We start from the raw sequence: 24,415 nt of genomic DNA on the forward strand, positions 1-24,415 counted from the left end.
CTCATCTGTAATAGATGAGGCGTTCTTGTATATTGTAATCTTATTAGTAGTTTGATTTAAACTGCTCTAAGAAACGTACGTCGTTCTCAAAGAACATACGGATATCTCCGATTTGGTATAATAACATAGCGATACGCTCAATACCCATTCCGAATGCAAAACCACTATATTCACTAGGATCAATATTACAGTTCTTAAGAACATTAGGATCTACCATACCGCATCCCATAATCTCTAACCATCCTGTACCTTTTGTAATACGGTAGTCAGTCTCAGTCTTTAATCCCCAATAGATATCTACCTCAGCACTAGGCTCAGTAAAAGGGAAGTAAGAAGGACGTAGTCTGATCTTAGACTTACCGAACATCTCTTTAGTAAAGTATAATAATGTCTGCTTTAAATCAGCGAAAGACACGTCTTTATCAATGTAAAGACCTTCTACCTGATGGAATATACAGTGTGAACGAGAAGATATAGCTTCGTTTCTAAATACACGCCCTGGAGATATAGTTCTCAATGGCGGTTGGTTCTTCTCCATATAGCGAGTTTGTACAGATGAGGTATGTGTACGTAGTAACTGCTCAGGATTAGTCTGAACGAAGAAAGTATCTTGCATATCACGAGCCGGGTGATATTCCGGGAAGTTTAATGCAGAGAAGTTATGCCAATCATCTTCAATCTCTGGACCTTCAGAAATATTAAAACCAATGTTGTTAAAAATATCTACAACTTGGTTCTTAACAATCGAAATAGGGTGTCTAGATCCTAAGTCTAAAGGATACCCAGGACGCGTCAAGTCTCCATAAAGACCTTGTACATCTTTAGATTCTAAATCATCTTGAATAGATTTTACTTTATTCTCGACAGTGTTTTTTAATAGATTGATAGCTTGACCAAACTCTTTCTTTTGCTCATTAGACACAGTTTTAAAGTGTGTAAATAAGTCGTTCAAAATTCCCTTTTTAGATAAGAATTTTATTCTAAATGTCTCAAGCGTCTCTTTGTTGTCAGTGATAAAGTGTTCCGCCTCACCGATGTATTCTTTTATTTTATCTATCATCTTAAGTAAAGTAAAAAGCAAATTTACTGCTTTTCAATTAGACATAAAATTATAAAGCCCTATAATTTTATTAATTGTTACGATCTTTAGTCAATAAATTTACTTTCTAAAAAGTAATTTACTATTGCCTCTTTCATCAAAACTGATTGTTCACCAGCTTTCAGACTAGGGAGGCTCTCCTTAACGTTGTAGTGTGGCCATCCATCTTGATCGAAGTGATCAAACTCGTAATATCCATAAGGTTCAAGTAAGCGACAGATAGCGATGTGCATCAGGTTAAGCTTGTCGTCTTTCTTATATTTCTTTTTGATTTTACCTAATTCTTGTACTCCGATTAAATATATGATAGCTTCTAGATCTAGTGTTTCACCGTCACCGAAGCGATCAGAAACCTTTAGGACTACAGCGTCCCATCTAGATTTTAATTGTTCATCTCTTGCCATATTGTTATTTGTAATAGCCACAAAGATAGTGTTTATGGCCTATTGTAATTAATAGATTTGTAATATCTTCGCACCTTAATTATTTGAGTACTTATGTTTTTAGATTTTATATGCCTTATCGCTGTAGGTTTTGCTGTATTTAAAGGGGCAAAAGATGGTTTCTTTATTTCAGTTGTTGCTTTCTTATCTCTATTTATAGGGATGATAGGAGCACTTAAATTCTCGAATATAATCAAAGACTTCCTAATGAATTCGCTAGAATGGGAGTCACCGTACATTCCTTTGTTTGCTTTTGTAATAGCATTTTTCTTAGCTGTCTTAGCAGCAAGATTTGTAGCCAAAGTAGTAACGAAATTCTTCGAGACAGTGTTCTTGGGATTATTTAATAGATTCTTCGGTGCTGTATTTCAAGTATTGATTGTTGTTTTAGTTGGGAGTGTATTCTTGTCTATCTTCGATGAGATTAATAATCTATTCACTTTCGTAGAGCACGATACACTGATGAACTCAGTGAGTTATAAAATATATATGTCTTTATCAGAGACTATACTTCCAAGTTTATTTGACTTAGTAAAGTCATTATTCGCTAAGAGTATTGATTTATTAAAAGAAGCAAATCAGCCAGAAGCAGTTTAGTACTTTTGTCACTATAAACAAGAACGCCGTATTATATCGATATAATACGGCGTTCTTGTTTATAGGTAGTAGGATTAGATATACTTTACTGTATTCTCTTCTATCCAACCCTCTTCTTGGTTGTCTAATCTTATCTTAATCCACAGTGCTTTCTTTTCTAAGATGTATACTTTTGTTCCTTCGTGTAGTTCTTTTACCGTTTTAGAAGTATTTTTAGCTTCTTCTTTTAGGCGAACTTCCTTCGTAAACAGAATTCCTGTCACCTCTTTCGAAGCATACTTTTGCTCAAACGAAGCGGCATACATTGCTCCTCCGATTAGAATAATAGATAATCCAATAAAGACAAAACATATACGCTTAACAGTACTGCTACTATTTAAATAATAAATGACAAAGCATACAAAAACCAAGAACGCTAATACGGTAGCTAGTGTAGCCCATCCATCAACAGATAGTTTCTTTAAACTTTGGTGTAGGATATCCTGACTATCATATTCTTTAATAATAGTAATATCGTCTGCTAATTCCTTACGAGCATAATTAAGATTTGTCTCTATTGCTTTGTTCTCAGGAGTTAGTTTTAATGCTTTTTCATAGTAATATGCTGCATTGACATAATCCTGTGTTTTATAGTATGTATTACCTAGATTAAAATATACTTCAGGAGAAGTAATTCCTTGTTTCTCTATCTCCTGATAAGCAGAGAGAGCATCTGTATATTTCTCTTTTTGAAAAAGCGCATTGGCTTTGTCAAATTGTTTTTCCCAAGTATCTGTTTGAGCCCACATATGAAAGCTCATAACAAATATAAAAAGAGTGATGATGTGTTTCATTTTGGTCTATTTGAATTGTTTTTCTAATTCAGAGATAACAGTAATTGCATTGTCATAGTCTTTATTTACATTAACTTGGTCTGTCGGAGCATATCGCGCCCACTCACAAGCATTCTTTAAGTCCATAAAGCCTTTTACAGCCTCTTCTGTTATGTTTTTATCTGTTAGGATCTCTATTATGTTTTCGTTACTCATCTCGCTTGTTACCATATCAAGCTTCGCTTTTAGGAAGTTATGTAGACATCGCTCTAAAGCCTCGTAGAACAATTCTTTGTTGTTCATATGCTTCTTCGCTTCGCCTAAATATTTCTTCGCTAATCTATTGTTATTTCTCAGTCTAATACCATCAAAGTCTGATGCAGATCTACGACGCTGTCTAACTACAATGATAAAGAAAGGTATGGCTAAGAATGGCAATCCTGTAAATACATAGAATAGGGTAGTACCCCAGTATGAACTAGTATAAGGCTTAACGATAGTTGGTTTAGCTATATTAGCTTGAAACAATTCATTCTTATCCACAACAGTAGTATTCTTCGCTTCGTTGTTAGTAGGTAATGTAGGTCCTTCTAACACGTGTATTGCTAAACTGTCTATGTTGATTGTTTTATACTTTTTAGTATTTAAGTCAAAGTATGAGAATTCCATAGGATCTATGGCATAGTCTCCTTTATACTGTGGAATGATGATATAGTTATTCACACGACTACCTTGCATACCATTTACTCCAGAAGTAATCTTATCTGTTGTAGTTGGGTCATACATCTCTAATGCAGAGTGAGCAGTAGGAGTAGGCATAGTTAGTAAATTCAAGTTACCTTTACCTGTTACCTCTACTTTTAAGTCAAGTTGTTCACCTGATTTTAGACTCGTCTTGCTAGGAGTTACTTTAAAGTCAAAAGACCCAACTCCTCCAGAGAAGTTAGAGGGTTTACCTGCTTCAGGTAGTTCTTTTGCGTTTATCGTTATTTTACCTGTACTATAATCTTTTTCTACAAAACCTGTTTCAGGATAACCGAAGAAGTCTCTACGTCCTGTAGGGATTTCTGCTTGTATAAGCAGAACCATTGGGTCTATCGTAAGCGTACCTGCTTCTTGTGGCATTAGTACATCTTGCTTCAGGGTAACATAGTTGGCATCTTTCCCTCTAAACTTACCGATTTTAACATCAGGTCTCTGTGGTAACTCTACATTGTGTACCCAAAACTTATTATAGGTAGGTATTTTCTGACCTCTATATCCTGCGATATTAGTATTAAAGTATAACTTATAGGTTATTGTGATTGGTTCATTTACATACGGTGTACGATTATTAACCTCAGCTACTAAGTGTATTTCAGCAAGTGATTGTTGCTGAACTTGGTTATACTGTTGTCTTGGATCTTGTTTAGCGACTGCATCAGAAACAGTGACACTAATCGGTTTCGTTTTATATATTTGGCCATCTATCTCAATAGAAGCGGCTCCGATAGTAAATGTTCCTTTCTTTTTAGGTTGTAAGAAATAAGAATAAGTTTTGCTAAATGATCTCTTACCGTTGACCCACGAAGTACTTACAGATTGATTAGGTCCACCTACAATAGTGAAGTTATCAAATCTAGGAGGCGCAAAGTTATCTCCATCTTGATTCATTACGAAATCAATACGGACATTGTCATTTAACGGGATATTATCTCTACTTGCTGCAGCCTCAAAACTCACTTGAGCTAAGATAACTTGCGTGCAAATCAGTGCAAATAATAATATATAGTAACGCATTGTTTTCATTGTAATCTACCAGTCTTTTTTCTTTCTTTCAGCTTGTCCTGCTTCTTTTCCTTTCTCTCCTCCTTTTGGATTCTTGTTGATCAATCGCTGTTGAACACCCTTTTCATCCTTGTTCATTGCATCTAAGATACGGTCTATCTGATCTCTGTTAGGAGCATTTGGATTGTTCTGTTGAGGTTTGTCTTGACCTTCCTTATCCTTGTCGTCCTTATCTTGATTACCTTTATCTTTTTGATCTTTATCCTTGTCTCCTTTGTCGTTATTATCTTTTGGATCGTCTTTGCCTTTATCGTCTTTCTTGTCCTTGTCTTTTTGATCTTTCTTGTCGTCTTTGTTATCTTGATCTTTCTTGTCTTTATTCTGATCTTGATTATCCTTGTTTTGGTCTTTGTTCTGATCCTTATTTTGATCTTGGTTATCCTTATTGTCTTGAGGATTTTCCTTATTCATTTTCTTTGCTAAAGCATAGTTATAACGCGTTTCATCATCCTTAGGGTTATTAAGTAATGCTTGTTTATAGGCTTGCTCTGCAGCTTGATAGTTTTTAGACTTCATATAAGCATTCCCTAGATTGTGATATGCTAGGTGCTTCGCCTCTTTAGTAGTAGCTTTCTCAGCAGCTCTTAAGTATGCTGTTTCAGCCTCTTTATTTAGCTTTTGCTTATACATAGAGTTCCCCATATTATAATCCGCAGTAGATTTAGCGTCTTTAGAATTAGCTATTCTATAAGATGCCTCTGCTTGAGTATAATGTTTGCTCTCATATCCTTCGTTCCCTTTACTCAGTGCTCTACCAGCAGATTGCGCAAAAGTACAAATAGAGAACAATAAACATATCGTTAAGTATAATGAGTTTTTCATAATTAGTTGCATACTATTCTTTTTCATTAAACAGATTAAGTTTCTTCATCCATATTGTCTTTCTCTCTAGTATGAACAAGTCAATAAAGATAAGTAAGAAAGCAAAACCTAAAAACCATTGGTATTGTGCTTGGTATTCTGCGATCTGTTGATCTTCGAAGTCAGTCTTCTCTATTTTACTTAGGTCATTCTTGATTAAGTCAACTATCTCTTGTGTATTTGATCCATAGTAATACTTTCCTCCAGTCGCATCAGCTATATACTTAAGTGTAGAAGGGTTTAACTTCGTAGTTACTATTTGGTTATCCCAGTCTCTTTTATACTCTGTTCCTTTAGCTGTCTTAATAGGAATAGGCCCTCCAGTCTCAGTACCAACACCTATAGTGATAATCTTTACTTTCTTCTCTTTAGCTATCTTTATAGCATTCTCCATTTCTTCTCCGTGGTCTTCACCATCAGAGATAAGGATCATTACTTTGCTCGTATTTGGATTGTCATAAAAATTAGTTGCTACGTAGATAGCATCTTCAAAGGCTGTACCTTGAGAAGACACCATATCAGTATTCATCGTTTGTAAATACATCTTAGCAACATAGTGGTCTGTTGTGATAGGCAACATTGGGAATGCTGTACCAGCATATCCTACGATACCGATTCTATCAGGACCAAGACCATTGATAATCTGTGAAACAAGTTGTTTCATCTTAGTCAACCTGTCTGGTGCCATATCTTGAGCTAACATACTTTTAGAAACATCTAGCGTGAATACGATATCTACTCCTTGACGTTTTACGGTTACTACCTTAGTTCCTATCTTAGGATTAATAAGTGCCACTACGATAGACGCTAGAGCTATCAGATAGATAGATGCTTTTATGATAGGTTTATTCTTAGATCTATTAGGGGCTAAAATTTTAATAGCCTTAGCAGTAGCAAAAGAATGTTGCTTCTTTTTCTTCCATAGAATATCCGCAATAAAGATTAGAATCAGTACTGCTATTATTATAAAAAGAAAAAGATATTGTTTATTGTCTAACTCCCACATAATCTATTATATGAATCCTCTAAAAATTGTTTTTTGTAATATGAAATCAATACACAAAAGAATAAAAGCAAATAGTACCAATAGTTGGAACTGATCATCTGCTTTAACGAACTTTTGTTCATCTATTTTTGTTTTCTCTAATTGATTGATCCCTTCATAGATGTCTTTAAGTTTTTTAGTATCAGTTGCTCTAAAGTATTTTCCTCCTGTTGTTTGAGCGATAGACTTCATTAAAGCCTCATCTAGTTCTACAGGAATTCTTTCATATACTATCTCTCCATTTTCTTTAATCCCAACAGGCGATTCGGCTAATCCATTAGTCCCAATACCGATAGTATAAACTTTGATATTATACTCTTTTGCTATTTCTGCCGCAAGTTTCGGATCTACAGTTCCTGTATTATTTACCCCATCTGTAAGTAAGATGATTACTTTACTTTTTGATGGACTGTCTTTAAGTCTGTTTACTGAAGTAGCTAAGCCCACTCCGATAGCTGTACCATCTCTTAAAACGTTGTCATACTTAATACTCTTAAGATCGTTTAGTATTAATAATTTATCGCTTGTTACAGGTGTTTTAGTATAGGCTTCTGCTGCATATATAACTGTACCTATACGATCTGTTACACGTTGTGATACGAAGTCTGCTGCTACAGTCTTAAGTGCTTCTAGACGATTAGGTTTTAAGTCTCTCGCTAGCATACTTCCTGATACGTCCATTGCCATCACGATATCAATACCATGTGTAGAGTGTATCTGTGTGTCTACATTAACTAGTTGTGGTCTAGCCATACCTACTATTATAGCACTTAAAGCAACTACTCGCAGTACAATAGAAATAGGTAATAACTTTACTAATAGTGAAGTATGTTCTTGTACCCCTTGGATCGCGCTAAGTTTTACTGAAGCACGTTGTTTCTTTCTGTTTTTAATCCATATAAATATTGCGATAGGCAATAAGATGAATAACCAGAAGAACTCAGGGTTTGCAAAAGTTATATTCTTGATCATTATTCTCTCTTCTGTTGTTTATAAAGTACTGAATCAAATACACGCTCTACTAATGCAGGAGCATTGTTATCTTCTGCTAAGTAGAATACCCACACTTGGTCTTTATTAGAGCCATTGTCCGTTAGTATCCCTTGGAATATAACTTGTTCATCTTTGTGATTCTCGGTATTTTTAAATTTAAAACTTCCTCTTACTTTAGTTCCTAATACTCCATTTGCATTTTCAAACTCTTCGTCTTTATACTCTAAGTTATCTATTTTATTATTCTGTGTTAGTAAAGAGATTGAATATGTAATTAACTCTTTTTTACTGTATTTATATTCCTTAGTTGTTACTACGTTGTTTAATACAATGTGAATAGGATCTTCCATTACACCAAACTTGAATTGGTTTAATGCAGAGATACCATCAGGCTTAGTTTGTTTTAAAACAGGTTCATTATAACGAACTAGTACTTCGGGTGTAGATACAGTTAAACCAGGCTCTGTACCATAAGTACTTGTTATCCATTCCTTGTTTAGTAGTTTCTTTGTATTATTGAATGTAAGCCAGTGATAATCTTCTTCTGAAGAAGTATTTATTAAGTAAACAACACCGGTAATGATCACTAGCCCCACTGTTATTACCGTAGGAATCCAGATGCGTATTCTTTTTTTCTTTTTCTTGCGCTCTTCTCTTAATCTAATAAGTTCAGTTTGAGTCGCAGCAGAGATAGGGTATGCAGTATTAATACTACTTACAACTTCTTGTATTTTAGAAGTATCGGCTGTTATCTCTCCTTCAGTTGGTTGAGACTTAGCAAATTTTACTAAATCGGCTGATTCTAATACGATCTTTAAATCTTTAATGATAGCAGGATCTATTTTAATCTCTTTATCATCAAGGGTAGCTTTAAGAATAGTGATAATCTCAAATGTAGTTAGCTCTTTCGCTGAGATACCGAATGTCTCTTCTAAGAAACTTCTAGTAATAATACTCATATCTGAGTAGTATGGTTTAGCATCTCCACGATTCCAGTTCTTCTTCTCTTCTAATTTTTTAAGTTTTTTGACAGCTTTCTCAAAAGGTGTTTTGTATTTATCATCTTCTGTAAGGTTTTTATCTTGCTGTCTTTTAATATACCAATAGATAGCCAAACCTAATAATATTGCCAAAACAATAAACATAATGTAGTACCAACTTGTAGAGAAAGAGGCTCCCTCTTTTGAGATGTTTTTAATCTCATATAGAGGTTGCTTAAGTGTATCTACTTCTACATCTTGTACATGTATTTTGATAGAATCTGTATGAAATAGTTTAGCATCTACAATGACAGGTATAGCAGGAACACTAAAGTCTCCCGCATCAAACTGTGTAAGATGATACTTTTTTATTAACTCTTGAGTATTGTCGTTATTAATTGTATCTATTGGAAAAGACTCAACTACATCAAACTGACCCAATTGTTCTGTAGCAGGGAATGTAACTAATGTACCTGCTTTAGTATTGGCTTTAATAGTGTATAGAAAAGTGTCTCCTAGTTTAATAGAAGTAGTGTCTACTGATGTCTCTATTTTATTTTGTGCTAAAGACGAAAAAGTAGCCATTATACAAACAATAACGATATGTAGAAAATTAGATTTCATGTTATCTATCTTGATTTAAAGTATCCTAATAATTTCTTTACATAACTATCATTGACTTCTACATTGATAGTTCCTGCTCCACATTTTTGAAATACTTTTGTAAAGTCCTCTTCATGTTTTTGGAAGTGTGAGCTATAAGCTTTTCTAACCATAGAATCAGAGGTGTTTATTAATTGTTCTGTATGAGACTCAGCGTCAAATACATTGATAAGACCTACATTAGGTAGTTCTTTTTCTCTTTTGTCATAGATTCGTATTCCTGTGATATCATGCTTTTTAGCTGATATTCTTAAAGTCTGTTCAAAAGATGGAGTTAGGAAGTCAGAAATAACAAATACAATAGCTTTCTTCTTAACTACCTTAGATAAGTATTCAAGTGCAAAACCTACATCTGTCTTTAAACTTTTTGGTTTAAAATTAATCATCTCTCTGATTATTCTCAATACATGTGTCTTCCCTTTTTTAGGAGGGATGAATAGTTCGATTTGGTCAGAGAATAGTATTAAACCTATTTTATCATTGTTTTGTGTAGCAGAAAAGGCAAGCGTAGCAGCGACTTCTAATACGATATCTTCTTTAAATTGATCTGAAGAACCAAAGCATTCTGATCCACTCACATCTACCAAAAGCATCATCGTCAACTCGCGCTCTTCTTCAAATACCTTGATATAAGGTTCGTTATATCTCGCCGTAACATTCCAATCAATTGCTCTTATATCATCACCGAATTGGTATTGACGAACTTCTGAGAAAGTCATACCTTTTCCTTTAAAAGAAGTATGATACTCTCCTGAAAAAATGTGGTCGCTTAAGCGCTTTGTTTTTATCTCTATCTTTTTGACCTTCTTTAAGATGTCTTTCGTTTCCATGACAATAACTTTCTAATTAACAAAACCTTCAAAACCTATTTACAGTTAACTATAAATAGGCCTTGAGCTATATGAAGTTTCTTTCGATTAAGGCACTTCTATTTCATTTACGATTTGGTTAATAATATCTACAGAAGTGATGTTTTCAGCTTCAGCTTCGTACGTGATACCTATTCTATGACGCAGTACATCTATTACTACAGCTCTAACGTCTTCAGGGATTACATAACCTCTTTTTTTGATGAATGCATAACACTTAGCAGCTAAAGCTAAGTTGATACTTCCACGTGGAGATGCACCAAAGCTAATCATAGGCTTCAGTTTCTCAAGTTTAAATTGCTCAGGATAACGTGTAGCAAAGATGATATCTAAGATATACTTCTCGATTTTTTCATCCATATACACTTTCTTCACTGCTTCTTGAGCTCTTTGTATTTGTTCTAGTGTTACTACAGCATTTATTTGTGGTTTTTCACCCGCTAAGTTTTGACGGATAACAAGTCTTTCATCCTCTAACTTTGGATAATCAATAACTGTCTTAAGCATAAAACGGTCCATCTGTGCCTCAGGCAGAGGATATGTACCTTCTTGTTCTACAGGGTTTTGAGTAGCCATTACTAAGAATGGTTTGTCTAATTTATATGTTTCATCACTAATCGTTACTTGCTTCTCCTGCATCGCCTCTAATAAGGCAGATTGTACTTTCGCCGGAGCACGGTTAATCTCATCGGCTAAGATGAAGTTAGCGAAGATAGGTCCCTTTCTAATCGAAAAGTCATTCTCTTTTACATTGTAAATCATCGTACCGATTACATCTGCAGGTAATAAGTCAGGAGTAAACTGAATACGATTAAACGATCCATGTACTGCTTTAGATAAAGTATTAATGGCTAAAGTCTTTGCTAGACCAGGTACACCTTCTAGTAATATATGGCCTTGACCTAACAGTCCAATCAATAGTCTGTCGATCATATGTCTTTGACCAACAATGACTTTGTTCATTTCCATTGTTAGAATGTCGATAAAAGCACTCTCCTTCTCTATTAATTCGTTTAGTTCACGGATATCATAATTAGATCCTGTTGTGTCCATATATATAGTTTTTTTCTAAAGTAATATACTTTTTTGATTCTTACCGCAAATTCAAAAAATAATCCTTACCTAGTTGTTAATGTATGGTTAAATATAACATTGAGTTTTCGCATTTAGGTCTGAATTGTGACTTTCTTTTTATAATTTTAAGAACAAAAACAAAAATGTTGTGATTAATAAGCGATTACTTATTAAAAATTTACTTGCACATTATGATGAAAATAGCTTCTATGACAAGAAGCGTCAGCTCAATCTGCACAGTAAATCAGGCAAAGCTAAGTTTTTAAAACATATCTGTGCCTTAGCAAATTCAAATCCAGACAATAGTTCATATCTATTAGTAGGAATTGAAGACGAAGATAACGAAATAGTGGGAGTAGACTTCTATGATGACAGTAAGATACAAAATCTTATTAATGCTTACTTAGAGAATCCTCCTTTTATTACGTATGACAATGTAGCGTTTAATGACCTGCCTAAAGATAGGGTAGTAGGTTTAGTATCGATTCGTTCTATAAATGGATTGACGACTTTTAAAAGAACTATTGGAGAGGTAGTAGAAGGCAGTTACTTTGTGCGTGTAGGTAGCACATCTATGCCTGACGTAGCAGTACCTCGTAGTACAAACAAAGAGATAGTAAAGAGTATAGAGAAAAACTCTCAGAACGATTTAGCGAGTATACTAGATAGTGTTATTTCCTTTATGACAGGTACACATAAAGATATGAAACCTCGATATAATGTCTTTAGAGAGCAGTTTATTATCTGTTGGGCAGGTAATAAGAAGATGGTAAGAGGAATGCCTCTATATTCTCGAGTTGACATAGAATTTGTAAATGAACATATTAAGTTATTCTATTCTGATTTAGATTCTGTCACGATTGCTTATAATGGGCACAAGTTTGTTATTACTGAATATCTTAATCTAGGACTGAATGATAAGACAAGTTATTATCCATTCGAAGAAGTAATGATTACATTCTCTGAGAATGGTACTTACTCTATGACTAATACAGTTCTATTTAAGGCCCCCTCATATAATAAAAATATATTAGGGCATATCTATGGCAGTAGTTTAAACGTTATTTTTAAAATCCAGAATAATTTAAAACTTACGACCAAAGAAGAGCGCGTATTAGGAAAGCTATGTTTTAATTTGATGTTATGCTATCTTAATGGTTTTGAGAATGCTAAAGAGGAACTAATCTCCGTTAAAGATTATTTAAAATACTCAGATGACCCTCAGCTATTTATAGCCTTTAAAGAAGTAATGCGTATCTTGCGTAAACTGAAATATGAAACAGAAGTAGATGAATAGAACATTAGTTATAGGAGATGTACACGGTGGTTATAAAGCATTATTACAAGTTATGGATCGTGCTAAAGTAACCACTGAGGATAATTTGATTTTTTTAGGAGACTATGTAGATGGATGGAGTGAATCAGAGAAAGTAGTAGATTATTTATTACAGTTAAGATTAACACATAAGTGTATATTCTTAAGAGGAAATCATGAGACTTTATTAGTAAAATGGCTTCTGACAGGCATAGAGAATAAAATATGGGAGAGTAACGGAGGTAATGCTTCTATGAAGTCTTATTCTTTAGAGAATATCACTCAAGAAAAATGCGATGAACACCTAGCTTTTTTTGACGAATTACTAGATTATCACATTGATCAAGACAATAGATTATTTGTTCATGCAGGTTTTACTAACCCTAGAGGGGTGAAGACAGAATTCTTTAAAGAATACCTTTATTGGGATCGCACGCTATGGGAGATGGTGATGGCTATGGATTCTTCTATATCTAAAGAAGATCCTCGCTACCCAAAGAGATTACTTCATCACAATGAAATATTCATAGGACATACACCTGTTACTAACTTTGGTTTTAAATTTCCTACTAATTATGCTAATGTGTGGAATATAGATACGGGGGCTGCTTTTATGGGATGTATTTCAATTCTTGATATTCATACCAAGCAGTTTTGGCAGAGTGACTCGGTCGCTAGTTTGTACCCAAATGAGGAGGGTAGAAACCATAAATAATAAGAGAAACGAGACAAATCATTATATTTGTCAAAAATAATAAGGTTATATGAAAAAATTATGTCTTGTACTATTACTTCTTGTAGGTACGATTGGGGCTAGAGCCCAAGCTGTTAATGAGGTAAAGATAAATGTATTTAATACATTAGCTTTAGCTTCTGTAGAACTAGGGTATGAGCACTTTATCGGGCACAATCAGTCAATAGGTGCTAACTTTAATATCAATGATCGTTTTGCTTATCACAAAGAAAAAGGTGGAAAAGACCAAAAGTTTAATACTAATAGTTTAGTTGTGAATTACAATTATTATTTAGGTGGTAAGAATGGTGAGCATGGTAGTGGCTATGTAGTATCTCCTTTCTTAAAGTACCGTTTTGGTAATTTTAAAGAGAATATTTATAATGGTGAATTAGATACTACAGTAAGAACAGAAACTGATATGAATAGTTTTATCTTTGGTGTAGGAGGTGGATATAAATGGACATTAGGAGATTCATTTACGATTAACCCTTTTGCTTCTATTGCTAGAAACTTTAGTAGTGAAGTGAATGACAGATTTTCTGCTATAGAGTTTAATGCAGGAATTAATTTAGGATATAGATTCTAATTCATTAGAAACAATGAGATATAAAGGTGCTTACAGTTAGTAAGCACCTTTTTTTAGTTCTGAGATATTTTGACTATCTATATTACACTATTCTATAATTTGAATAGAAAAACTTATAAGAGAATAAAATATAAGTGTGTAGTAAAAGCATAAGTATTTAATATGTATATTTACAATGCATTGATTATTAGTGATCAATAGCTTTATGGGCCAATCTTCTAGGCTAATATTCAAAAAATTTATCATCACATACATTAATAGAGGAAAATTGGCATTTTTATGCAGTTTTGGTTCAGGTGAGTCCATAGTGAGTCCATAATGAGTCCATAGTGACTCCATTAGAACAAGCTTTTTAATGGAGTCACTATGGACACTCAATGTTGCCACTATGCTTTCAGGCAAAGTCATATAGCAACTTCATAAATAGGAATTGGTGACAATAAAGTTTTACCTTGAGATAAGGTAGGATATATAATCCTTAAGTGGATTAATCCCTCTGATTTCTAAAGGAATAGAAATAAATACAGAATTGCAAAAATACAAACTTAAATTGAGTATGTCTGAAAGAGATAGATAAAAGAGGTTCTGTTTTTAAAAGTCAAGAAGACCTCTCATGTAATGAAGTATTAGAAATAAAAAAAGCACCTACTCTCGTAAGTGCTTTTTGCTATTTATATTCTAATGTTAGAAGTCAAACTTGATACCTTGTGCTAATGGTAGTTGAGTACCATAGTTAATCGTATTAGTCTGTCTTCTCATATATGCCTTCCATGCATCAGATCCAGACTCTCTACCTCCTCCGGTTTCTTTCTCTCCTCCGAAGGCTCCACCTATCTCTGCACCTGACGTACCGATATTCACATTAGCGATACCACAGTCAGAACCAGCTTGTGATAAGAATAGTTCCATCTCTCTCATGCTGTTTGTAAAGATCGAAGATGACAGCCCTTGAGGCACCCCATTTTGCATAGCGATAGCTTCTTCGATATCTTTATATTTCATTACATACAAGATAGGAGCGAAGGTCTCAGCCTGTATAATCTCGAAGCTATTTTTACCCTCTATGATACACGGTTTTACATAACATCCACTTTCATATCCAGCACCGTTTAATACTCCACCTTCTACTATTATTTTACCACCTTCTGCTTTTGCTTTTTCGATAGCATCCAAATAATCTTTTACAGCTCCCTTGTCAATAAGTGGGCCTACGTGATTATTAGCATCTAAAGGATTGCCTATTTTTAGTTGAGCATACGCTTTTTGTAATACATCGATCGTTTTATCATATACACTTTCGTGGATGATAAGCCTTCTAGTACTTGTACAGCGTTGTCCTGCAGTACCTACTGCACCGAATACAGCACCTACTAATACTATATTGATATCAGCATGTTCTGATACGATAATAGCATTATTACCTCCTAACTCTAGAATAGTGTTACCGAAACGCTCGGCTACAGTTTTAGATACATGTCTTCCGATACGTGTAGATCCAGTAAATGACACTAGAGGGATTCTAGGGTCTGTGTTGATAAGATCACCACATTCGTTACCGATAACTAGATTACATACCCCTTCAGGAATATCATTCTTTTTAAAAACTCCAGCTACTATATTTTGACAGGCTACACCACATAGAGGTGTTTTAGAACTTGGTTTCCAAATACAAACGTCACCACATACCCAAGCTAACATAGTATTCCAACTCCATACTGCTACAGGGAAGTTAAATGCAGAGATGATACCTACTACACCCATTGGATGCCATTGTTCATACATTCTATGCATTGGGCGTTCAGAGTGCATTGTTAATCCGTATAATTGACGAGATAGTCCTACAGCGAAGTCACAGATATCTATCATCTCTTGTACTTCTCCTAATCCCTCTTGTAAGCTTTTTCCCATTTCATAAGAGACAAGTTTACCTAAGTATTCTTTCTTGTTTCTTAGTTCTTCTCCGATTTGTCTTACGATTTCTCCTCTTTTAGGAGCAGGTACTAGGCGCCAGCTTTTAAATGCTTCTTCTGCTTTAGCCATTACTTGCTGATAATCTTCTTTTGTAGACGCTTGTACTTTAGCGATAAGTTGACCATCAACAGGTGAGTATGATTCTATGATTTTTCCATTAGAAAACGAATTAAGACCTGTAGACGAACCTTTGTTCTCTGCTACAAGTCCTAATTTTTCTAATACTTCTGATATACCAAATTGGTTATTAGGTGTAGTCATTTCTTTTTGTTTATAGTTTGTAATTGATTGTTACTTGCTAATATATAAAAAAAATAATTGACTATGTGTGTAATGTTCAGTATACTACCTGAAATATGCAGATAACATTTAAACGAGAATGAATTGTACAAAACAGAGCAAGATTAGCGATTAAAGCACACTATAGTGTGGTTTTAGAGCTAATTGAAGCTATGTAAAGTAGAATTAATTCGCAGTAAATGGTAGTTGTAGATTTAAGGTACGATTATTCTACAAACTTGGAATCTGTAGGCATAATTGTTTGGCAACAATCACACGTTCTCAACTCTTCTGAAGAATAGAAGTGTTTAAAGTGTGGAAGAAAGTCTTTTTCTATATCAGTAAGTTTAAAGTATACTTCATATAGTTTATGATTACAGTTCTCACAGAACCACAAAAGACCATCTACTGAATTGTCATCTTTTCTCTTTCTTTCTACTACTAATCCTACTGAGTTTTCAGTACGTATAGGTGAGTGAGGTACCTTTGCAGGCAAAAGGTATATATCTCCCTCATTAAGGGTGATGCGTTTTCGCTCGTTATCCTCTTGTATATCAATGTGAATTGTTCCTTCTAATTGAAAGAAGAATTCTTCTGCTTCGTTATAGTGAAAATCCTTTCTAGCATTAGGTCCACCTACCACCATAATGATATAGTCAGACGCCTCTGGATAGATATTTTTATTACCAACAGGAGGTTTTAATAAATCCTTATTTTCTTTTACCCAAGTAAATATGTTGAAAGATGATTTTAGATCCATAGTTTTAAATACGAATTAGTTACTTCTACTTAACCAACTTTGTGGGTTGTAGATATCAGTATTTCGAGATAATAGGAATTTAAGTACCGTCTGACCTGTACTATTTGTACTGATAGAACCAATATCTTGTTTTGTACTTACTTTATCTCCTTTTTTCACAGAGACACTACCTAAGTTTTGATAAACCGTGATGTAATCCCCGTGTTGTATTAGTACAGCTTTATTTCCTCCTGGTAATACTTGTACTTGTAATACTTCTCCTCCGAATACAGCTCTTGCTCTAGTACCTGACTCAGTAGTGATTTCTACACCACTATTGTGTATAGTCAGTTGAGTTTGTACTGGGTGTGGTTGATCTCCATAAGGTAGAGATATATATCCCTTCGATACAGGCCAAGGAAGTTTACCTTGATTTGCTTTAAAGTTATCAGCAACTAACTTACCTTCAGGAGTAAGTTCGAATGTTGTAGAAGAGTTACTAGAAGAAGTAGACTTAGTCGTCTTTTTACCTTCTTTAGCAGCTTTCTCACGAGCTATACGGTTAGCCTCTTCAATAGCTTCTTTGATCAATTGTTTGATCTTTCTATCAATAGCTTTTGATTCGTCTTGTTTTTTCTTGATATGTTCGTTATACTTCTTTTGGTCTTTTTGTACGATAGACATTAAGTTTTGTTGTTCACCTAAGTCTTCTTTTAATGTCTTTTCGTTTTGTTGCTGTTCTACTAGCAACTTCTGTTGCGTGTTTTTCTGTGTATTTAACCTAGTTACAGATACTTTCAGTGCTTCAGCCTTAACTCTTACTTCTTCAGCTTGAGACTTTCTATAATCAGCATATTGCTTCATATATTGAACACGTTTATAAGCTTGAAGGAAGTTATCAGATGATAAGATAAACATAAGTCTACTTTGACTAGACTTCGTTTTATATGACTTTAGCACTAGATCAGCGTACTCTTTTCTCTGTTTTGCTAATTCTGCCTCTTGAGTATCTACTTCTTTTTGGGTACTAGAGATATTGGTATTTGTTACAGCAATTTGTTTCTGTACATTACCAATCAACTGTTTGTTTAAGTTAATCTTTCTGTTGTTATCATCTATCTCTAATAATATATTGCGCTCTTTAGATTTTTCTTTTTTAAGTAAATCTTTGACAATATTAATCTCAACAAGAATTTGTTGTTTTCTACGTTCAAGTTGTTCTTGCGTTTCTTTCTTTTGCCCGTATGCAAAAACTGTACATAGTAGTATAAATAAGGATAAATACGCTCGTGTCATTTGTAGATTACTTCTTTGTTAAGTAGAATACACCATAAATGTGGCTTATGGATATTCTGTTTTTACTCTTATTGTTTTATTCCGATTTGTTTATAACCCGCTGGTACTTTGTAATTAAAGTTGAGATTCTCATTAAAAGTCACGTTGTCATAACGAATGTTCAAATGTATGGTTTTTTCTTGTCTTGCGTCTATATTTATTTCAGTAGGAGTGGTATATTTTCCTACTTTTTTATATTCAGGATAAGAGATTGTCACTAATCTGTTACTAGAAGCTTGAGTTATCTGTTCTTTTTTTAATAATCCGTTCTGATCTTCGAAGAAGTAAGCAGACTCGATATCCTCTTGTACTTTAGATTTTATCTTGTGTAATCCATCTTCTACAGTAGCAACATATTTTGTTGTTTCAGATTGAGTATCTAATGCCTGTCCTAGTAATAAGTTTTGAAATTTGTTGTAATTCAAATCTGTTCCAATCCATTTGCTCAGCATGCTAAAGTCTCCTTCAAAATACACTTTATTCCATTTCTCATAGTACTGTACCCCTTTAGGAGTCACATACGCTTTAGCAATAGGAATACCTATAAAACGAATATTTAGTAGTATTTGTTTATCTTTTTCTATAAAGATATCCATAGAAACTTTCTTAGAATCACCATTGTCTTCATAGGTAGATGTTGTTCTAATAGCTGCTGTTTGGAAGTCTAAGATCTGTTTATTGTGATTATTTAAGATGTTAAGTACTGTCTTAGCGTTATTCGCTTCTCCTTCATCTAGTATATTATTCACGTTTTTCTTTTTACAGCCAACAGCTAAAAATAAAGTACACAGAATAAGCAAGGTTATTTTTCTCATAAGTATTTAGTATAAACACATTTTATGTAGCAAGGTATATAAAAAAAATCCGTTTTAAATAAAGTTTAAAACGGATTTAGTTTTTTTAGCGATATTTAGATTCTTAGTCTAATACAGAGTAGTCACCGATACTAATACTAGTATACTTACCATCATATGTAGCATGGTTACCCACCATAGCATTATCTAGATTAGCATTCTTAATTGTTGAGTTAGTCTGGATAAGACTGTTTTTTATTGTAGCATTTTCTACTTTACAGTTGTCACCTAATGATACATTAGGACCTATAGTAGCATTTACTAATACTACATTCTCACCGATATAACATGGACGAATAATTGTACTATTCTCTAATGTGACATTAGCAGCGATATAGTTCTCATTGTCGTTTTCTAAGAAACCTAACATTCTATTGTTAGTATCTACAGTCACATTCTTATTACCACAATCCATCCACTCATCTACTTGACCAGGTACGAAACGCATACCTTTTAGTTTCATGTTTTCTAAAGCATCAGTCAGTTGGTATTCACCACCTTTGATAATATTATTGTCTAATAGATATTCTAATTCTTTACGCAATGTCTCACCACTTTTAAAGTAATAGATACCGATAATCGCTAAGTCAGATACGAATTCTTTAGGCTTCTCTACGAAGTCTACGATATCATTGTTCTCATTTAACTTCACTACACCGAAAGCGCTAGGATCTTCTACTTGCTTTACCCAGATTACACTATCAGCATCTTTCTCTAAGTTAAAATCAGCACGAAATAGTGTGTCTGCATAAGCTACTACGATAGGACCTTGCATCGCTTCCTTAGCACATAAGATCGCATGAGCGGTACCTAAAGCTTCGTTTTGGTAACAGATAGTACCTTTAGCTCCAAGCTTAGTAGCGATAGCGATTAAGTCAGTCTCTACCTGCTTGCCAAAGCTCTCATGAATGATAAACGCTATTTCGTCTATTTTATCATTAAGTACTTTAGCGATATCCTCTACTAATCTATGTACAATAGGTTTACCAGCGATAGGTATTAATGGTTTAGGTACAGTTAATGTATGGGGACGTAGTCTAGACCCACGACCTGCCATTGGTACAATTATTTTCATTTCCTTACTTTCTTATATATTTTCATTCACTATTTTACTCCAGTACTTCCAAAACCACCAGCACCTCTTTCTGTCTCAGAAAGTACTTCTGCAGGAGCCCATTGGATTTGTTCAAACTTAGCAATAACCATCTGAGCGATGCGTTCTCCATTTTCGATAACGAATGGTTCTTTAGATAGATTTACTAAGATTACTCCGATTTCACCTCTATAATCAGCATCTATAGTACCAGGGCTATTCAGTAGAGTAATTCCTTTTTTAGCAGCTAGTCCGCTTCTAGGTCTTATCTGCGCTTCGTATCCTTCAGGTAATTCGATGAATAAACCAGTAGGAACGATAGCTCTTTCTAAAGAGTTTAAGGTAATAGGCTCTTCTATGTTAGCTCTTAGATCCATACCAGCAGACTGATTAGTCTCATAGTTAGGCAAAGCATGCTTTGATTTATTGATGATTTTTATAGACGTCATATCTTTTTTTGTTTTGGATAACAAAGATAAAAAAGATATACCTAATATTCGTGTTTAATGCTATTTACTACATTATATACAGTGTTTTTTTCATTGACTGTTATATATATAGATAACGTCAAAGTATGTCATTTAATTGCTTGGTATTGATATAAGTTATAGCAAATTTGTTGATTATGAGTTTTTTAATTGTTAAAGGAAGTATTTTTACATTAGAAGTGATAGTATAATTATAAAGATAAAGTATGACTTTTTACTTTTTAAGTGATGTAAATGACAAGACTAAGTAATGAAAAAGATATTTATCTCTTATAAACATTGTATTTTTGGACAAAACGTTTTTTAAGCAAGTAGTATATGTATGAAGGTAACAGATATCACCGACTGAGTACTATCCTCTCGAGGGTAAAGGAAATCGTGGATAGTGCTATCGCGAACAATTTCTTCTGGTTAAAGACGGAAATAGGTCAGCTTAAGGAAGATCGAAAAGGTCATATCTATCTAGAATTAGTAGAGAATTACGAGGGTATAACCTTAGCAAAGTGTCGAGCAAATATTTGGCAAAGTAACGCTAGTGTTATTAAAAATACGCTAGGAGATAACGCAAAGGAGATATTAAAAGAAGGTGCAGAAATCATGTGCTACTGTGAGGTCACATTTAGTAACGTATATGGCCTATCTATTAATATCCATCGTATTGACTTGTCTTATTCACTAGGGGAAGTAGAGCGTAACAAGCAAGAAAACTTAGTCAAACTTAAGGAGAGAGGGTATCTAGATCTTAATAGAACACTTCCTATACCAATAGTAATACAGCATATCGCTTTAGTTAGCTCTGCTGGTACTGCGGGACATGCGGATTTTATTAAGCAGCTAGAAGTGAATGAGAACAACTTTGTTTTTCACATTATACACTTCGACTGTCAAGTGCAGGGAGAGCAGGCTGTCAACAGTATTATAGCTGCTATAGATCAGATACCTGCCGATACCTATGATGCTATCGTAGTGATTAGGGGAGGAGGATCGCCATTAGATCTAGATGTCTTTAATAACTATGATCTGGCAGTAAAGATAGCTACGGCTCATACACCAGTACTCACTGGGATAGGACATGAGACAGATAATACGATAGCAGATTATGTGTCTTCGAGATATTTTAAAACGCCTAGTGCTGTGGCAGCCGCTATCGTAGAGAAAGCCACTATGTATTATGTAAGTGTCTTTCGTTCTTTTGAAGAGATTAGACAGATTTATAAACAGAAGATGATGAGTGAGACACATCTGTTAAATGTGAATGAGCGAGAAATCCGTTTATATGGATTAGGACATTTTAAACAAAAGAAAGATGAGTTACATCTACTTTCTAATCGCATGGTTACCGAAATCAGGAAGCATCTTAATAAAGAAGAGGCTTTCGTAGTAGGGGTTACACAGACTATTGCTCATCGTGCGCAGCGTATCACACATAGAGAGTCACAATCTCTTGCCGAAAAAGCAAGATTAATCACCTTCTTCAGTCAGCAAAATTTAGAAATGACGAAGTATAAATTAAGCAATATTACTGAGCGTCTAAAATATCAAGTGTACAACACAATTAAGAAAGAGAAGGTCAGATTAGCTACTTTTGATGAAGTTGCCACTGCTTATGAATTAGGTAATATTCTTAAGAAAGGCTTTGCAATAGTATATCACAACGGCGAACGACTAGATGACAAGAGTACTTTACAAGTAGGTGATGAGTTAGAAATAGCTGTCTACAACAAGAAATATAGAATCGAATTAGCAGAAATAAAAGAAATCAACCAATGGAACAACTTACTTACGAACAAGCAGCTTTAGAATTAGAAGAGATTTTAAACGACCTTAAGAACGACGAAGTAACAGTGGACGATCTAGCGAATAAGGTAGAACGCGCATCTAAACTTATCGTTTTCTGTAAAGAGAAACTTACCTCTACGGAACAACAAGTAGAAGGAATTATAGAGAAATTAGGGTTATAAATAAAACAATGGTTTTGGATCTAATCCAAAACCATTGTTTTATTCCTACTTCATAATATTATTCTGTAAGAAATGTCTCACATCATCTGATGATGGCAACTCAAATACTTCTAAGTGGAAGTAATCTACAGCTGCTAACACGTGGTCAAAGATATCGGCCATGATGTTCTCGTACTCCGCCCAGATAATAGTATTTGTGAACATATACAGTTCTATTGGTAGACCATGCTCCGTTGGTTGGAGGTGTCTTACCATTAGAGGATACTCCTTATGTATATTCGGATTTTGTTTAATATATCTAGTCACATAAGCCCTAAACATACCTATATTCGTGATTCTTCTACCATTTATTGGCATAGACTGATCAGCTTGAGTTAGCTCATTATAGTCAGCTATCTCCTGCTGACGTTCCTCTATATAAGGAGCAAGCAATTGTATTTTCTTAAGCATATTAATCTCATCAGCATCCAGATAACGTATAGAAGAAATCTTGATGTTAATACTTCGCTTTATCCTTCTTCCTCCAGAAGTTTGCATTCCTCTGTAGTTCTTAAAAGAGTCACTTATTAAGAGGTGAGTAGGGATAGTCGAGATTGTCTTATCGAAGTTCTGAACCTTCACTGTACTTAGATTCATCTCTAGTACTGTACCATCTGCACCATATTTAGACATTTCTATCCAATCTCCCACACGTACCATATCATTAGAAGAGACTTGTATACTAGCTACAAATCCCATAATCGTATCTTTAAATACTAAGATTAAGATAGCAGAGGCCGCTCCTAAAGAGATTAAGAATTTAATAGGGTCTGTACCTGTAACAATAGAAAATATAATGACTCCAGCGAAGAAGTATAAGATAATACTGAATACCTGAGCATAACTATCTAGTGGCTTATCGATCATACGAGGTTTGGTCTTCATATAATCACGTACACTGCGGATAAGTGATCTGAGTACAAGTGTTATCGCTAGAATAAATAGAATGTCTGTAACAGACATCATAAACTTCGTCATATTAGGAAAACCCAAAAAGAAAATAGGGAACAATATTTTCGCTAAAGTAATAGGTATTAGGTGAGTTATATTGTGAAAGAACTTGTTATTCACTAATAGGTCATCAAAAGTAGTTTTAGTTTTAGTAGAAAATACTTTCACTAATACTAAGAAGAAATTCTTCAAAATATAGTCTAGTATAAACATACAAATCGTGAATGAAGATACTAGTAATATAGCTGTCACTACGTGGGTAGCATAGTCTGATAAACTTAGAAAATCTAAGAGATTAAAAAACCATTGATATAATCCATTGAAGTTTTGTGGATCTAGAATGTGATCGATATTAGTAACTAGTAAGTTATTAATCATAGTATATGCTTGCCTTTTTTATTTGAATGTTTATAAGATACATAATATTTATCCTCAAGGCAAATACTAGTGTCTTACATAAGCTGAAAATTAAAGAATTTTATAGACACTACCTCATATTATCTCTGTTTTTATGAGAGAATTAATTTAATCCTTTAGAAAGCAATAACTGAGTTAAAAGCATAGAGCGTCTATAAAGAATCTAGTGATAGTATAATGATAGTAGTTTGATGGCATAATGGTCGCATCAAAAAGGGGCAAAACTATGTGACCACTATGCGATCACTATGCGACCATTATGCGACCACTGTGTCTCGTCCTAATATAGCTGTACAGTTATTGTTTATAATCCTACTTTTAACTGTACACTTGTTTTTATAATCCTAAGATAACTATACAAGTACTTCTTGTTTGTTTTTATTGGTAT

The 24,415-nt window shown here is 34.1% G+C and carries 23 protein-coding genes; 6 read left to right on the plus strand and 17 right to left on the minus strand.

Features of this window, described 5'->3' with window-relative positions:
* Positions 1-43 precede the first annotated feature (43 nt).
* Entirely contained in the window at positions 44-1,060 is a 1,017-nt protein-coding gene (gene pheS, locus CF599_RS08870) for a phenylalanine--tRNA ligase subunit alpha (protein WP_121965678.1), read from the minus strand.
* Positions 1,061-1,146: 86 nt separating this feature from the next.
* Positions 1,147-1,503, minus strand: a complete 357-nt coding sequence (locus tag CF599_RS08875) for a hypothetical protein (protein ID WP_121965679.1) — start codon at positions 1,501-1,503, stop codon at positions 1,147-1,149.
* A 93-nt stretch (positions 1,504-1,596) separates the two neighbouring features.
* On the opposite strand from CF599_RS08875, the gene CF599_RS08880 reads away from it, so the two are divergent.
* Positions 1,597-2,139: a CvpA family protein gene (locus CF599_RS08880; RefSeq protein ID WP_121965680.1), complete on the plus strand. Its 543-nt coding sequence runs from the start codon at positions 1,597-1,599 to the stop codon at positions 2,137-2,139.
* A 74-nt stretch (positions 2,140-2,213) separates the two neighbouring features.
* Here CF599_RS08880 and CF599_RS08885 read toward each other — a convergent pair whose 3' ends face one another.
* The 8 genes from CF599_RS08885 to CF599_RS08920 form a co-directional block, all read right to left on the minus strand.
* Positions 2,214-2,972: a tetratricopeptide repeat protein gene (locus tag CF599_RS08885; RefSeq protein WP_121965681.1), complete on the minus strand. Its 759-nt coding sequence runs from the start codon at positions 2,970-2,972 to the stop codon at positions 2,214-2,216.
* A gap of 6 nt (positions 2,973-2,978) precedes the next feature.
* The gene (locus CF599_RS08890; protein ID WP_121965682.1) at positions 2,979-4,739 is read right to left on the minus strand and encodes a BatD family protein; all 1,761 of its coding nucleotides are present in this window, start codon (positions 4,737-4,739) and stop codon (positions 2,979-2,981) included.
* Between the two features lie 6 nt (positions 4,740-4,745).
* Positions 4,746-5,612, minus strand: a complete 867-nt coding sequence (locus CF599_RS08895) for a tetratricopeptide repeat protein (protein WP_121965703.1) — start codon at positions 5,610-5,612, stop codon at positions 4,746-4,748.
* 1 nt (position 5,613) lies between these two features.
* Positions 5,614-6,645, minus strand: a complete 1,032-nt coding sequence (locus CF599_RS08900; RefSeq protein ID WP_121965683.1) for a VWA domain-containing protein — start codon at positions 6,643-6,645, stop codon at positions 5,614-5,616.
* 6 nt (positions 6,646-6,651) lie between these two features.
* Complete coding sequence (locus CF599_RS08905) at positions 6,652-7,656, minus strand: VWA domain-containing protein (protein WP_121965684.1); 1,005 nt, start codon at positions 7,654-7,656, stop codon at positions 6,652-6,654.
* Positions 7,656-9,281: a BatD family protein gene (locus CF599_RS08910; protein ID WP_121965685.1), complete on the minus strand. Its 1,626-nt coding sequence runs from the start codon at positions 9,279-9,281 to the stop codon at positions 7,656-7,658. Before CF599_RS08910 ends, CF599_RS08905 begins: the two co-directional genes overlap by 1 nt.
* 5 nt (positions 9,282-9,286) lie before the next feature.
* Positions 9,287-10,150 (minus strand): DUF58 domain-containing protein, encoded by an 864-nt coding sequence (locus CF599_RS08915; protein WP_121965686.1) that lies wholly within the window; start codon positions 10,148-10,150, stop codon positions 9,287-9,289.
* An 87-nt stretch (positions 10,151-10,237) separates the two neighbouring features.
* Entirely contained in the window at positions 10,238-11,242 is a 1,005-nt protein-coding gene (locus CF599_RS08920; protein WP_121965687.1) for a MoxR family ATPase, read from the minus strand.
* Between the two features lie 169 nt (positions 11,243-11,411).
* On the opposite strand from CF599_RS08920, the gene CF599_RS08925 reads away from it, so the two are divergent.
* From CF599_RS08925 to CF599_RS08935, 3 genes are read left to right on the plus strand one after another with little or no spacing between them, the layout of a single operon-like run.
* Entirely contained in the window at positions 11,412-12,560 is a 1,149-nt protein-coding gene (locus CF599_RS08925; protein WP_121965688.1) for a DUF5929 domain-containing protein, read from the plus strand.
* The gene (locus tag CF599_RS08930; RefSeq protein ID WP_121965689.1) at positions 12,553-13,293 is read left to right on the plus strand and encodes a metallophosphoesterase family protein; all 741 of its coding nucleotides are present in this window, start codon (positions 12,553-12,555) and stop codon (positions 13,291-13,293) included. The genes CF599_RS08925 and CF599_RS08930 overlap by 8 nt, the downstream gene beginning before the upstream one ends.
* A gap of 49 nt (positions 13,294-13,342) precedes the next feature.
* Positions 13,343-13,900 (plus strand): DUF3575 domain-containing protein, encoded by a 558-nt coding sequence (locus CF599_RS08935; RefSeq protein ID WP_121965690.1) that lies wholly within the window; start codon positions 13,343-13,345, stop codon positions 13,898-13,900.
* A gap of 684 nt (positions 13,901-14,584) precedes the next feature.
* On the opposite strand, the gene CF599_RS08945 is transcribed toward CF599_RS08935, so the two are convergent.
* The 6 genes from CF599_RS08945 to dut form a co-directional block, all read right to left on the minus strand.
* On the minus strand, positions 14,585-16,132 hold the full coding sequence (locus CF599_RS08945) for an aldehyde dehydrogenase family protein (RefSeq protein ID WP_121965692.1): 1,548 nt from the start codon (positions 16,130-16,132) through the stop codon (positions 14,585-14,587).
* Between the two features lie 244 nt (positions 16,133-16,376).
* A complete protein-coding gene (locus CF599_RS08950; protein ID WP_121965693.1) occupies positions 16,377-16,910 on the minus strand; it encodes a 3-hydroxyanthranilate 3,4-dioxygenase in 534 nt (177 codons plus the stop codon).
* Between the two features lie 15 nt (positions 16,911-16,925).
* The gene (locus CF599_RS08955) at positions 16,926-18,185 is read right to left on the minus strand and encodes a murein hydrolase activator EnvC (RefSeq protein WP_121965694.1); all 1,260 of its coding nucleotides are present in this window, start codon (positions 18,183-18,185) and stop codon (positions 16,926-16,928) included.
* Between the two features lie 68 nt (positions 18,186-18,253).
* Positions 18,254-19,039 (minus strand): DUF4292 domain-containing protein, encoded by a 786-nt coding sequence (locus CF599_RS08960; RefSeq protein ID WP_121965695.1) that lies wholly within the window; start codon positions 19,037-19,039, stop codon positions 18,254-18,256.
* A gap of 103 nt (positions 19,040-19,142) precedes the next feature.
* A complete protein-coding gene (locus CF599_RS08965) occupies positions 19,143-20,153 on the minus strand; it encodes a sugar nucleotidyltransferase (RefSeq protein ID WP_121965696.1) in 1,011 nt (336 codons plus the stop codon).
* Between the two features lie 29 nt (positions 20,154-20,182).
* The gene (dut, locus tag CF599_RS08970) at positions 20,183-20,620 is read right to left on the minus strand and encodes a dUTP diphosphatase (RefSeq protein WP_121965697.1); all 438 of its coding nucleotides are present in this window, start codon (positions 20,618-20,620) and stop codon (positions 20,183-20,185) included.
* Between the two features lie 357 nt (positions 20,621-20,977).
* Here dut and xseA point away from each other — a divergent pair, with 357 nt between their 5' ends.
* Positions 20,978-22,459 (plus strand): exodeoxyribonuclease VII large subunit, encoded by a 1,482-nt coding sequence (gene xseA, locus CF599_RS08975; protein ID WP_121965698.1) that lies wholly within the window; start codon positions 20,978-20,980, stop codon positions 22,457-22,459.
* On the plus strand, positions 22,426-22,620 hold the full coding sequence (xseB, locus tag CF599_RS08980; protein ID WP_121965699.1) for an exodeoxyribonuclease VII small subunit: 195 nt from the start codon (positions 22,426-22,428) through the stop codon (positions 22,618-22,620). The genes xseA and xseB overlap by 34 nt, the downstream gene beginning before the upstream one ends.
* 45 nt (positions 22,621-22,665) lie before the next feature.
* Here xseB and CF599_RS08985 read toward each other — a convergent pair whose 3' ends face one another.
* A complete protein-coding gene (locus tag CF599_RS08985; RefSeq protein WP_121965700.1) occupies positions 22,666-23,988 on the minus strand; it encodes a mechanosensitive ion channel family protein in 1,323 nt (440 codons plus the stop codon).
* Positions 23,989-24,415: the final 427 nt, after the last annotated feature.

It is taken from the genome of Myroides sp. N17-2 (assembly GCF_002286775.1).
GTDB lineage: Bacteria > Bacteroidota > Bacteroidia > Flavobacteriales > Flavobacteriaceae > Flavobacterium.